Origin of the sequence: Streptomyces fungicidicus (assembly GCF_003665435.1) — a bacterium.
Taxonomy (GTDB): domain Bacteria; phylum Actinomycetota; class Actinomycetes; order Streptomycetales; family Streptomycetaceae; genus Streptomyces; species Streptomyces fungicidicus.
The window spans coordinates 4,085,407-4,097,185 of sequence record NZ_CP023407.1 but is presented as its reverse complement, the minus strand read 5'-3'; the positions used below and the strand labels follow the sequence as shown (position 1 = coordinate 4,097,185).

Sequence of the window (11,779 nt, the reverse complement as noted above, 5' to 3'; positions counted from 1 at the left end):
GGGGGCGTTCACCAGGCGAGTTGGGCTATCTCCTCCGCCACCACCGCGCAGGCGTCCGCCGCCGGGTCGATCAGCGGGAAGTGTCCGACGTCCTCCAGCAGGGTCATCCCCACCACCTCCCCGGCCTTCGCCGCCGCCTCCGCGTACGACTCGGCGACCGCCTGCGGGACGTCGACGTCGGTGCGCCCCTGCACCAGGGTGGTGGCGATCCCGGTGGGCAGCAGCAGCGCGGGGTCGGCGTGCGGCCGGCGCTCGGCGAAACCGTCGTCCCCGCCGAGGAGTTGCCGCGCGGCGCCCCCGCACACGTCCAGCTTGTCGGCGACCTCGAGGTCCGCGATCGGGGCCAGGGCGACGACACCGCGCAGCGGCGCGGGACGGTCCGTGCGCCAGGGGGAGCCGGCCGGCAGCACGTGCCGCGCGGCGGCCCACAGCGCCAGATGCCCGCCCGCCGAGTGGCCGGTGAGCACGACCCGCCGCGGGTCGGCCCCCGGCAGGTGCTCCGGTATCAGCGCGGGCAGCGCGTCCATCGCGGCGGCGACGTCGTCGAACGTGTCGGGCCACCGCCCGGCCACCGCGTCCCCGCCGCCCTCGGCACCGTGCCGGTACTCCACATTGGCCACGGCGAAGCCCCGGCCGGCCAGGAACGCGGCGAACGGGCTGATGTGCCGCCGGCCGTACGGCGCCCGCCAGGCACCGCCGTGCAGGACGACCACCACGGGCGCGGGCCCGGGCCCGCCCTGCACCCGGGGCGCGTAGAAGTCGACCAGCTGGTCCGGTGCGTCGCCGTAGGCCGCCGTGGCGTCGGGGTCCACGGGCGGATGGGAGAAGGCGGACTCCTCCTCGGCTGCGGCCCGGGCGGCTGCGACGTCGTCCGTCATGCTCAACCTCTCAGCGATACAACGTGGTTCGACGGACCGGGCGGAACCGCGGCCGTTTGGCCGGGACGGTATCAGGCGCTCCACGTGCCCCGACATGCGGATGTCACGCTGGGTCAGCGCGACCGGGGGCGGCACCGTGCGGCACCGCCCCCGGGCCCGCCTACACCAGTACCTCCGCCAGCACCCGCGCCGCCCGCTCCACGTCCGCGAAACCGACGTACAGCGGGGTGAAGCCGAACCGGAGCACGTCCGGGTGACGGAAGTCGCCGACCACGCCCCGCTCGATCAGCCGCTCCATCACGGCCCCGGCGTCCGGGCAGCGCAGGGCGATCTGGCTGCCCCGCTCCGCGTGCGCCCGCGGTGTCACACACGCGACCCGGCCCTCGGGCACGTACTCCTCGACGCACTCCAGGAAGAAGTCCGTCAGCGCTAGGGACTTGGCCCGCACCGCGTCGACCGCCACCCCGTCCCAGACCTCCAGCGCCGCCTCCAGGGCGAGCATGGAGAGGATGTCCGGGGTGCCGACCCGTCCGCGCACCGCGCCGGCCGCGGGCTCGTACCCGGGGCGCATCCCGAAGGGCTCCGCGTGGGAGTTCCAGCCGGGCAGCGGGGAGTCGAAACGGTCCTGGAGATCGGCGCGCACATACAGGAACGCGGGTGAACCGGGGCCGCCGTTCAGGTACTTGTAGGTGCAGCCGACCGCCAGGTCCACGCCGTGCCGGTCCAGACCGACCGGCAGCGCGCCCGCGCTGTGGCACAGGTCCCAGACGACGTACGCCCCCGCTGCGTGCACCGCGGCGGTCAGCGACGGCAGGTCGTGCAGCCGGCCGGTGCGGTAGTCGACGTGGTTGAGCAGCACCGCGGCCGTACGGTCGCCGAGCGCGCCCGGGACCTCGGACGGGGTCACCGGTCGCAGCGTGCAGCCGGTCATCCGGGCGGCCGACTCCGCGATGTAGCCATCCGTGGGGAACGTGGTCGCGTCGACCACGATCTCGTCCCGCGCAGGGTCGGCGAGCCGCGCCAGCCGCACCGCGCCGACCACCGCCTTGAACACGTTGACGCTCGTCGAGTCGCCGACCACGACCTGCCCGGCCGCCGCGCCCACCAGCGGCGCGATCCGGTCGCCGATCCGCTCCGGCGCCGTCCACCAGCCGCCCTCCGTCCAGGACCGGATGCGCAGCTCGCCCCACTGCCGGCGCACCACGTCCGCCACCCGGCCGGGGACGGCCGCCGGCAGCGCCCCCAGCGAGTTGCCGTCCAGGTAGACCACGTCGTCGAGCACGAACTCGTCCCGCTTGAGGGCCAGTTCGTCCAGGCCGTCGAGCTTCTCCGCCCGCGCCGCAAGCTCAGACATAGGACCTCGCCGTCCACAGCTCGGGGAACACGCTCTTGCGCGCCCGCTTCTCCAGCCAGGCCACTCCGGCGGAGCCCCCGGTGCCGGCCTTCGCGCCCATCGCGCGGCGGGTGGCGACCAGATGGTCGTTGCGCCAGCGCCACACCAGCTCGGCGACATCGGTCAGCGCCTCGCCGAGGCGGGCCACCTCGCCGCGTCCGTCACCCGAGTAGACGGCCGTCCAGACCGCCTCCACCTCCGCCGACGGCTCGTACCGCAGCGACACGTCGCGCCGCAGCACGTCCTCCGGGACCGCGTGCCCCCGGCGGGCGAGGAACCGCAGCACCTCGTCGTACAGGCTCGGCTCGTGCAGCGCCTTCTCCAGCTCGGCGTGGACGCGCGGCGCGCCCCGGTGCGGGACCAGCATGGACGCCGACTTGTCGCCGAGCAGGAACTCCAGCCGCCGGTACATCGCCGACTGGAACCCGGAGCCCTCCCCGAGGGCGGCGCGGTAGGAGTTGAACTGCGCCGGGGTGAGCCCGCTCAGCGGCTTCCAGGAGGCGTTCAGCGCCTCCAGCTCGCGCACGGAACGTTTCAGCGCGTCGACCGCGACCGGTACGTCGTCCTGCCGCAGCGCCTTCGCCGCGGTCTCCCACTCGTGGACGATCACGGTGAACCACAGCTCCATCACCTGGGTGGTGACCAGGAAGACCATCTCTCCGGGATCGTCGGAGAGGGTGTGCTGGAGGTGGGTGAGGACATCGGCCTTGACGTAGTCCTCGTAGGGAGTCGTTCCCTGGCTCCAGTCAATTTTTGGGGCGAGATGCGGGGTCTCAGGCTCGTGAGCCTCGTGGGACATCGCTGTCTCCTGTACATGTACTCCGGGTAGCGGTCCGCCCCTGCCGTTACCGGCACGGGGGCCCCGGTCCCCACGGTGCATCCTGCGCAATCGTCCCCCACCACCGCAAGGCCCGCCTGCTCAGGAGCGAGCAGGCGGGCCCCGGGAACGTCACGGGCCGGGTCAGCCGAGGACCTGGGCCGCCGTCGGCGAGGAGTCCTTCAGGAACTGGCTGCAGCGCTCGTACTCCTCCTGCTCGCCGATCGCCCGCGCGGCGCGGGCAAGGGCGTGCAGGGCGCGCAGGAAGCCGCGGTTGGGCTCGTGCTCCCACGGCACGGGCCCGTGGCCCTTCCAGCCGCTGCGGCGCAGCGCGTCCAGTCCGCGGTGATAGCCCGTACGGGCGTACGCGTAGGACTCCACGACGCTGCCCCGCTCGTAGGCCTCGTCGGCGAGCCGCGCCCAGGCCAGCGAGGAGGTGGGGTACTTGCCGGCGACGTCGGCGGGCGTGCTGCCCGAGGCGAGCAGCTCGCGCGGGCCGGGGTCGTCGGGCAGGTGGGTCGGGGGCGGGCCCCCGAGGAGGTTCTCGTGAATGGACATGGGTCCAGTCTCGTACATCGGCACGGCTAGCCGCCGCGCTCCCCGCCAGGTGCCGTCTCCGGCTCCAGCGGGGGCACCGCCACGCTGCCGTGGGTGCGGCATTCGGGGTGCCGGCAGTCCGGCGCGGGACGGCGTACGGTCGTGAAGGCGAGGACCGACCCCACCACCAGGACGCCCGCGCACAGCACCATCGCCCGCCGGAACGCGGCGTCGAACACGTCCGGCATCCGGTACGCCTCCGGGCCCATCCCGGCGAGCAGCGGCAGCGCCGCCACCGCGACCAGGCCGGCCGCGCGGGCGGCGGCGTTGTTGATGCCGCTGGCCAGGCCCGCCCGCGCGGTGTCCACGGAGGCGAGGACGGTCGCGGTCAGCGGCGCCACCAGGGTGACCATGCCGAGGCCCAGCACCAGCAGCGCCGGCAGCACCTCGGTGGCGTACGAGGCGTCCGGCCCGACCCGCGTCATCAGCAGCATCCCCGCCGCGCACAGCAGCGGTCCCACGGTGAGCGGGATGCGCGGGCCGATCCGGTCGCCGAGTTCGCCCGAGCGGGCGGAGAGCAGCAGCATCAGGGCGGTGGTGGGCAGCAGGGCCGTGCCGGCGGCCAGCGCCGACCAGCCGACGACCACCTGCAGCTGGAGCGCGGCGAGGAAGAAGAACCCGCCGAACGCCGCGTACACGCACAGCGTGACCCCGTTGACCGCGGAGAACTGCCGGGACGCGAAGATGGCCGGCGGCATCATCGGCGCCGGGCGGCGCTTCTCCACCAGCACGAAGGCGACCGCGGCGGCCAGACCGGCGACGGCGGAGGCCACGGCCGGCACGGGGTCCCCCTCGGCCTCGATCAGCGCGTACGTCACCAGGCCCAGCGCGATCGCGCCGAGCGCGGCGCCGAGGACGTCGAACCGGCCCTCCGCCTTCACGCCCGACGACTCCGGCACATGGCGCAGCGCGATGGGGGCGCAGAGCAGCGCGAGCGGCACGTTGAGCAGGAAGACCCAGCGCCAGCCGGGGCCGTCCACCAGCCAGCCGCCGAGGAACGGGCCGACCGCCGCGCCGATGCCGCCGAAGCCGGACCACAGGCCGACCGCGCGGCCCCGGTCGTCGGGGTGGATGGATGCCTGGATGAGGGCGAGCGAACCGGGGGTGAGCAGGGCGCCGCCGACGCCCTGGAGGGCACGGGCGGCGATCAGGACGCCGGCGTCGGGGGCGATGCCGCACAGCAGGGAGGCCGCGGCGAACCACAGCACCCCGACGACGAACACCTTCCGCCGCCCGAACCGGTCGCCCAGCGCCCCGCCGAGCAGGATCAGCCCGGCCAGCGTGACCATGTAGGCGTTGACGGTCCACTGCAGCGCGCCGAGGTCGGCGCCGAGGTCCTGGCCGATGCGGGGGAGGGCCACGTTGACCACGGTCGAGTCGAGCAGGGCCATGCTGGAGCCGAGGACCGTGGTGACCAGGATCCACTTGCCCTGCGGGGAGGACAGCCGGACATCGGGCATGGGGCGAGCATACGGAAGAGCCCGGCACCGCGTACGGTGCCGGGCTCGTCCGGATGCTCCGGGAGCGTTCCCGCCCTACTTGATGCGGGTGCCCGTCGAGCGCAGGTTCTCGCAGGCCTGCAGCACGCGGGCCGACATGGACGCCTCGGCCAGCTTGCCCCAGGTGCGCGGGTCGTAGGTCTTCTTGTTGCCGACCTCGCCGTCGACCTTCAGGACGCCGTCGTAGTTCTTGAGCATGTGGTCGGCGACCGGACGCGTGAACGCGTACTGGGTGTCGGTGTCGATGTTCATCTTCACGACGCCGTTCTCCAGCGCGGTGAGGATCTCCTCCGGGGTGGAGCCGGAGCCGCCGTGGAAGACGAAGTCGAACGGCTGGGAGCCGGCCGGCTTGCCGTACTTGGCGGCGACGCCCTCGTTGAGTTCCTTCAGCAGCTCGGGGCGGAGAACGACGTTGCCCGGCTTGTACACGCCGTGCACGTTGCCGAAGGACGCGGCGAGCAGGTAGCGGCCCTTGTCGCCGAGGCCGAGGGCCTCCGCGGTGCGGATCGCGTCGTCGACCGTGGTGTAGAGGGAGTCGTTGATCTCGTGCGTGACGCCGTCCTCCTCACCGCCGGTCGGGGTGATCTCGACCTCGAGGATGATCTTCGCGGCGCGGGCGCGCTCGAGGAGTTCCTGGGCGATGGAGAGGTTGTCGGCGAGGGTCTCCGCGGAGCCGTCCCACATGTGGGACTGGAACAGCGGGGCGCGGCCGGCCTTGACGCGCTCCTCGGACACCGCGAGCAGCGGGCGGACGTAACCGTCGAGCTTGTCCTTCGGGCAGTGGTCGGTGTGCAGGGCGATGTTGACGTCGTACTTCTCGGCGACGATGTGCGCGAACTCGGCGAGCGCGACCGCGCCGGTCACCATCTCCTTCTTGTGCTGGCCGCCCAGGAACTCGGCGCCGCCCGTGGAGATCTGGACGATGCCGTCGCTCTCCGCCTCGGCGAAGCCGCGCAGTGCCGCGTGCAGGGTCTGGGACGAGGTGACGTTGATGGCCGGGTAGGCGAACTTCTCCGCCTTCGCCCGGTCGAGCATCTCGTTGTAGACCTCGGGAGTTGCGATGGGCATCTGTCCGCTCCTTATGCGTGCGGTTTGGCGTACTGCGTACTGTCGGCCCTGACCTGGAACCTTGGAAGCGACGTCATTGTCGGGCCCATCCTCCCAGACTTGTCCGGCTGGTCGACGGCGCAGGTCAAGTCGTTATGCGCGGTGATGTCCCGCCCGTGGCCTCAGTCGAGGCCGAGCTCGTCCTTGGAGAAGGCGAACAGGTACGGCACCCCGGCGCCCTCCTGGATCTTCTCGGCCGCGCCGGTCGCCCGGTCGACGATCGTCACGACGGCAACGACCTCCGCGCCGGCCTCGCGCACGGCCTCCACGGCGGTCAGCGGGGAACCGCCGGTGGTGGACGTGTCCTCGACGACGAGGACGCGGCGGCCCCTGATGTCCGGGCCCTCGACGCGCCGCTGCATCCCGTGCGCCTTGGCGGCCTTGCGCACGACGAAGGCGTCCACCCTCCGGCCGCGTGCGGCGGCGGCGTGCAGCATGGCGGCGGCCACCGGGTCGGCGCCCATGGTCAGGCCGCCCACCGCGTCGAAGTCCAGCTCCGCGGTCAGGTCCAGCAGCACCTGCCCGACCAGCGGGGCGGCCTCGCCGTCGAGGGTGACGCGGCGCAGGTCGACGTAGTAGTCGGCCTCCAGACCGGAGGAGAGGGTCACCTTGCCGTGCACCACGGCCTTGTCCTTGATCTGCTGCAGCAGCGCGCCACGTACGTCACTCATGACAGCCAGCTTAGAGCCGGGTCCAGGCCCAGGTCGTCGAGGCCTCGAGCGGCTCCAGCGGGGTGACCAGACGGGGGTGGGTGTTCAGCCCGTCGGGCGGCCCGGTCTGCGGCTCCACGCAGACGGCCTCGCGCTGTTCGTCGTAGACCACGACCCACTCCTCGCGGCTGGTCACCCGCAGCTCCAGCTGCCCCGGCCAGGTGAGGGTGACGTCGACGCCGCCGGGCATCCCGAAGCAGTCGTCCCAGGGGCCCGGCTCCGGGTCGACGCGGTGACCGGTCGGCAGATGGTCCTCCCCCCGCTCCTCCTGCCAGGCGGGCGCGAACCCGATCGCCACGTCCTCGCCACCCAGGCTGCGGTTGAACCACGGGTGCCAGCCGATCTGCGCGGGGAACGACGACTCGTACGTCTCCACGCTCATCGTCAGCGTCAGGGAGTCCGCGGTGAGCGCGAACTGCTGGGTCACGCGTCCCGGGTACGGCCACGGCTCGGCCAGGTCGTACGTGAGCACGGCCTCGTCGGCGCCGGTGCGCGCGACGCGCCAGGCGGCGTCGCGGGCGGTGCCGTGCATGGCGTGCGGCGGGGCGTTGAGCGGCATCTGCCGCACGGTGGCGCCGTCCCGGAACCGGCCCTCACGGATCCTCCCGCACCAGGGCACCATCGGGAAACACCCGAACCGCTCCCCCTGCCGCAGCAGCTCGACGCCGCCGACCCGCAGCCCCCCGACCCGGCCGCCGTTCCCCGGCAGCACGTCCACCTCCGCGTCACCCGCGGTCAGCGTGATGTCTTCGTTACGCACACGCCGACCCTACTGTCCCCCCAACCCCCTCCACCGCCCCACCCGTTCCCGTCCCCGGCAACCCTGCGAAGCACACCCGCCCCGACAGCACGCGGACACCCACGGGGGCCGCGCGCCGCCTCCCGCACGGCACGCGGATCCGGGCGGCCCCCGTGGGCGGAGGGCACCTTCGGCCGGGCGGGTCGGGTGCACCCACCCAGGCCCGAAGGACCGCCCGGCACCACCCGGCGCGCGGACGACCACGCTCCCCGCCCCACTCAGCCGCAGGCCTGCCCCCGGCAGCACACGCCACGCGGGCGCCCACGCCCCTCAGGGACCCCAGTCCCGACCCCGGACCGTGAAAAGCCCCCCCCCGAGCGGGGCGTCGAAGGGACGGTCGCCGGGCGGCGCGGAAGCCGGAAGGCGCCCCAGGCGGGGCGGGTGCACTCGTCCGGGTCTGAGAGGACGGCCCCACGCCGTCCGGCGGGCGGAGACCCACGGCCCGCGCAGCGCACCCCAGCCCCCACGGGAACCGTGGAAAGCCTCCCAAGCGGCAGGGGGCGACGAAGGGCGCGGAGGCCGGAGGGTGTCTTCGGTGGGCCGGGGCGGCGAGGGCTCAGTGGCGTTTGCGGAGGGCTCGGATCGCGACGACCGCCGAGGCGACCGCCAGGGCCGCCGCGGGGGCGGCCCAGCGCAGCGGGGTGGCGGACACGACGGTCTGCGGGGCCGGGACGGGCGCGTACCGGCCGCGCGGCGGCGCGTGGTCCACCTCCTCGGCGCTGCGCCCGATCATCGTCCGCCGGGCGTGCGCCGCCTCGGCCATGGAGTCGTCGTCCTCCTCGAGGGAGGACGGCGGGACCTCCGCGTCGAAGACGGACGGGTTCTCCTCGTCGTCCGGCGACGCGGCGTCCGGACCGGGGGCCGGCGGCGGGGTGTCCTCCGCGTCCGGGGTGGTCTCGAAGTCGGTGGTGGCCCGGGGCTCGAAGTCCCCCGTCGAGAGCAGCTCGGGCGACTCCGGGCCGGATGCCGGTCCGGAGGTCTCCGCCGCGACGGTGCCCAGGTTCTCCGCGAAGCGGTTCAGCAGCCGGGACACCGCCGAGGCCACCGCGTCCGGCGGGAACTCCGTGACCCGGCCGTCCGCCGTCGCCGTACCGGTGATCGTGAGGGCCGTGCCGCCCTCGGCGTCCCGCAGGCGCAGGCCGAGCACCAGTGTCACCGCGCCGCTGCCGCGGGTCTCCGCCGCGTCGCCCTCGACGGCGTAGGAACCGTCGTCCCGCGCGGACACCCGTACGGATCCCCGGTAGGTGACGGAGTGGCTGCCGACACGGACCTTCAGGCGGCCGGCGACGGGATCCGCGCCGGCGTCGTGCTGGAGCCCGGGCACCGCCCGGGCGACCCGCGCGGGGTCGTCCAGCACCTCCCTGAGCCGCTGCGCCTCGACCGGAACGAACACCTCGTGCTCCATGAGTGCGGAGCCTACCCACGCGACGCCGGGCTGCACCCCCGTCGGCGGGAAGTCACGGCGCGTCGGCGCGGAACACGGTAAGGGGCCTCAGCCGCCGTACCGGGGGTGCACCAGCGTGGACGGCGGCAGACCGGTCACCCGGGTGCGCTCCGCCGCCCGGACGTCCGCCACGAGGGAGGAGTCGGTGAGGGTGCGCGGACGCGGCCCGGACGGGTCCAGCCGCGGCACGGGCGCGTTGCGGGCGGCCAGCACGAAACCCCAGTCGCGGTGGGCGTGGGCGGTGGCCACGGCGCCCCGGTCGGGTCCGGCGGCGAAACCGTCCCGCCGGCCGCTCGCGCGGTACGCCGCGGTGCGCAAGCCCGCCGCGCGGAGCGTGGCGTCCACCGTCCAGAAGTCGCGGGGCCGGGACTCCACCGCTCCCCCGTGCACCACCAGCCGCCCGGCGGGCGCGAGCACCCGCCGGGTCAGTCCGTAGAACTCCTGCGAGTACAGCTTGGTGCTCGCAGTGATCCCCGGATGCGGCAGATCGGAGACGACCACGTCGTACGCCGCCGGGGGCGCCCCGCGCAGCCAGTCGAAGGCGTCCGCGGTGGCCACGCGCACGCGCGGGTCGTCGAGGGCGTGCGCGTTCAGCGCGGAGAGCGCGGGGTCCCGGCGGGCCAGCCGCACCACGCCCGCGTCGATCTCGACGACGTCGACCCGGCGCACGCCGGGGTGGCGCAGCACCTCGCGGACGGCCAGCCCGTCCCCGCCGCCGAGGACGAGCACCCGCCCGTGCGGGCCGTGCATCGCGGGGTGCACCAGCGCCTCGTGGTAACGGAGTTCGTCCCGGCCGGCGACCCGCAGCCGCCCGTCGAGGAACAGGTTGAGCGGCCGTCCGTTCCGCCCGCCGGTGAGCAGCACCTCCTGGACGTCGGTCCGCAGCGCCACCCGTACGTCCGAGCCGTACATCGCGTGCCGGGCGGCCCGCTCGAAGTCGTCGACGAGGACGGCGGCCGAGGCGAGGACCACCAGCACACAGACGTTGGCCCCCACCAGCAGCCGCCGGGCGCGGACCGTGAGGTCCCGCCGGAACAGCCCGAGCACCAGCGCGCCGCCGACGACCGCGTTGACGGCACCGGTGATCAGCGCGCCGGTGAGCTGTCCGAGGAGCGGCAGCAGCAGGAAGGGGAAGGCGAGCCCGCCGACGAGCGCGCCCACGTAGTCCGCGGCGGACAGGTCGGCGACCGCGCCACCCGCGTCCTGCCGGCGGATCCGCTGGATCAGCTCCATCAACAGCGGCACCTCGGCGCCGATGAGCAGTCCGGTGGTGAGGGAGAAGGCGACCAGCAGCGCCCGCGGGCCGTTCGCCCAGGCACCGCCCCAGTCGCCCGTCCAGGCGAACACGGCGTACAGCGCCATCGCACTGCATCCGCCGACGAGGGCGAGGGCCGCCTCGACGGCGCCGAAACCGGCCGCCGCGTGCCGCCGCAGCCCTTTCGCGGCGAGGGAGCCGATACCCATCGCGAAGACCATCACGGACAGCACGACGGACGTCTGGGCGACCGAGTCGCCCATCAAGTACGCGGCGAGCGCGACCAGTTCCAGCTCGTACACCAGTCCGCAGGCGGCGCAGACGAACACGCCCGCGAGGACCAGGAACCGCCCGGTGCCCTGCCGCACCGGCAGGCAGAGCGGGCTCCCGTGGTCGCCACCGGGGCCGTACGCGTCCTCCCGGGACTGCGTGGAGCCGGGCGGGGCGGGGGCCTGCGGTTCGATCATTCCAGCGACGTTACGTTACGCCTGCACCACACAAGGTCACCCACACGTGTGGTCTTTGTTTATCCCCGGGCTCATCCCCCGTCCCATCCCTTGCGTCACACCGCCGACCTCACCCGCATCCCCACCCTCGTCCGTGTCGCCACCAGCTGCCCCTCCTGCGGGTAGGCGTGCCAGGTCCGCCAGTGGACCTGGCCGTCGTGCCGCTGGGCGAGCAGGGCGGTGAAGGCGTACGGACTGCCGGGGAAGACACCGGCGAGGCCCTGCGGATGGTCGGAGACCAGGGCGAGCAACTCCTGGGCCCGGCCCGCGAAGGAGCCCGGCGAGAGCGCCTCGACGCGGGCCGCGAACTGGTACTCCCAGTCGTCCACCCGCTTGGCCACGCCCAGCGGAAGCGGCGTGCTGCTGCCCGGAATACACGCCACCGTCTCCGAGCAGAGCCCGCGCTCCTCCTCCAGCAGCACCTGGTGGGACGCGCCGAGCAGTCGCAACTGAAGTCTGGCCCCGTCCAGTTCGAGGTCGAGCGTGGCCAGCGCGGGAAGCGGCTCGCGCCCCAGGGCCCAGGCGAGGTCGGCCGCACGGGTGTCGGAATAGGAGGTGTTCAGGGTCGTGAGCATGGATCGGCTCCGCAAGCACACATGGAGAGGGAGATAGGGGCCCGCGCGCCCCGGTCGCACCGGGGAACTCGGCACGTCAGCCCGGTCACCCGGCCGGAAGAAAGGTCCGTGGGGGGTCCGGGGGCCGCATCGGTGATTTATAGGCAATCATGAACTGTGGCGCCACCACAGCGTTTTTACCCAACTTCGTGGGCTTTCC

11 protein-coding genes are annotated in these 11,779 nt (G+C 73.9%); all 11 read right to left on the bottom strand.

Features of this window, described 5'->3' with window-relative positions:
* Window positions 1-8: 8 nt before the first annotated feature.
* Window positions 9-878, bottom strand: a complete 870-nt coding sequence (locus CNQ36_RS18730) for an alpha/beta hydrolase (RefSeq protein ID WP_121546843.1) — start codon at window positions 876-878, stop codon at window positions 9-11.
* Window positions 879-1,038: 160 nt separating this feature from the next.
* Window positions 1,039-2,232 carry a kynureninase gene (gene kynU, locus CNQ36_RS18725; protein WP_121546842.1) on the bottom strand — a complete coding sequence of 398 codons (1,194 nt, stop codon included), beginning with the start codon at window positions 2,230-2,232 and terminating at the stop codon, window positions 1,039-1,041.
* Window positions 2,225-3,070: a tryptophan 2,3-dioxygenase family protein gene (locus CNQ36_RS18720; RefSeq protein WP_121546841.1), complete on the bottom strand. Its 846-nt coding sequence runs from the start codon at window positions 3,068-3,070 to the stop codon at window positions 2,225-2,227. The genes kynU and CNQ36_RS18720 overlap by 8 nt, the downstream gene beginning before the upstream one ends.
* Before the next feature lie 162 nt (window positions 3,071-3,232).
* On the bottom strand, window positions 3,233-3,646 hold the full coding sequence (locus CNQ36_RS18715) for a DUF3151 domain-containing protein (protein WP_004928648.1): 414 nt from the start codon (window positions 3,644-3,646) through the stop codon (window positions 3,233-3,235).
* A 26-nt stretch (window positions 3,647-3,672) separates the two neighbouring features.
* Window positions 3,673-5,145, bottom strand: a complete 1,473-nt coding sequence (locus CNQ36_RS18710) for an MFS transporter (protein WP_121546840.1) — start codon at window positions 5,143-5,145, stop codon at window positions 3,673-3,675.
* Between the two features lie 75 nt (window positions 5,146-5,220).
* Complete coding sequence (gene fbaA, locus CNQ36_RS18705) at window positions 5,221-6,252, bottom strand: class II fructose-bisphosphate aldolase (protein ID WP_004928656.1); 1,032 nt, start codon at window positions 6,250-6,252, stop codon at window positions 5,221-5,223.
* 161 nt (window positions 6,253-6,413) lie between these two features.
* Window positions 6,414-6,962 carry an orotate phosphoribosyltransferase gene (pyrE, locus tag CNQ36_RS18700; protein ID WP_121546839.1) on the bottom strand — a complete coding sequence of 183 codons (549 nt, stop codon included), beginning with the start codon at window positions 6,960-6,962 and terminating at the stop codon, window positions 6,414-6,416.
* A 10-nt stretch (window positions 6,963-6,972) separates the two neighbouring features.
* Window positions 6,973-7,761: an aldose epimerase family protein gene (locus CNQ36_RS18695; RefSeq protein ID WP_121546838.1), complete on the bottom strand. Its 789-nt coding sequence runs from the start codon at window positions 7,759-7,761 to the stop codon at window positions 6,973-6,975.
* A gap of 595 nt (window positions 7,762-8,356) precedes the next feature.
* Complete coding sequence (locus CNQ36_RS18690; RefSeq protein ID WP_121546837.1) at window positions 8,357-9,205, bottom strand: SRPBCC domain-containing protein; 849 nt, start codon at window positions 9,203-9,205, stop codon at window positions 8,357-8,359.
* 87 nt (window positions 9,206-9,292) lie between these two features.
* Entirely contained in the window at window positions 9,293-10,966 is a 1,674-nt protein-coding gene (locus tag CNQ36_RS18685) for a polyamine aminopropyltransferase (RefSeq protein ID WP_121546836.1), read from the bottom strand.
* A 95-nt stretch (window positions 10,967-11,061) separates the two neighbouring features.
* The gene (locus CNQ36_RS18680) at window positions 11,062-11,580 is read right to left on the bottom strand and encodes a DUF2617 family protein (RefSeq protein WP_163013295.1); all 519 of its coding nucleotides are present in this window, start codon (window positions 11,578-11,580) and stop codon (window positions 11,062-11,064) included.
* Between the last annotated feature and the right edge of the window lie 199 nt (window positions 11,581-11,779).

What these genes read in the sequence shown, in the direction of transcription:
- CNQ36_RS18710 (WP_121546840.1), bottom strand. Translation starts at nt 5,145, where the DNA reads ATGCCCGATGTCCGGCTGTCCTCCCCGCAGGGCAAGTGGATCCTGGTC.
- fbaA (WP_004928656.1), bottom strand. Translation starts at nt 6,252, where the DNA reads ATGCCCATCGCAACTCCCGAGGTCTACAACGAGATGCTCGACCGGGCG.
- CNQ36_RS18685 (WP_121546836.1), bottom strand. Translation starts at nt 10,966, where the DNA reads ATGATCGAACCGCAGGCCCCCGCCCCGCCCGGCTCCACGCAGTCCCGG.
- CNQ36_RS18680 (WP_163013295.1), bottom strand. Translation starts at nt 11,580, where the DNA reads ATGCTCACGACCCTGAACACCTCCTATTCCGACACCCGTGCGGCCGAC.
- kynU (WP_121546842.1), bottom strand. Translation starts at nt 2,232, where the DNA reads ATGTCTGAGCTTGCGGCGCGGGCGGAGAAGCTCGACGGCCTGGACGAA.
- CNQ36_RS18730 (WP_121546843.1), bottom strand. Translation starts at nt 878, where the DNA reads ATGACGGACGACGTCGCAGCCGCCCGGGCCGCAGCCGAGGAGGAGTCC.
- CNQ36_RS18690 (WP_121546837.1), bottom strand. Translation starts at nt 9,205, where the DNA reads ATGGAGCACGAGGTGTTCGTTCCGGTCGAGGCGCAGCGGCTCAGGGAG.
- CNQ36_RS18720 (WP_121546841.1), bottom strand. Translation starts at nt 3,070, where the DNA reads ATGTCCCACGAGGCTCACGAGCCTGAGACCCCGCATCTCGCCCCAAAA.
- pyrE (WP_121546839.1), bottom strand. Translation starts at nt 6,962, where the DNA reads ATGAGTGACGTACGTGGCGCGCTGCTGCAGCAGATCAAGGACAAGGCC.
- CNQ36_RS18715 (WP_004928648.1), bottom strand. Translation starts at nt 3,646, where the DNA reads ATGTCCATTCACGAGAACCTCCTCGGGGGCCCGCCCCCGACCCACCTG.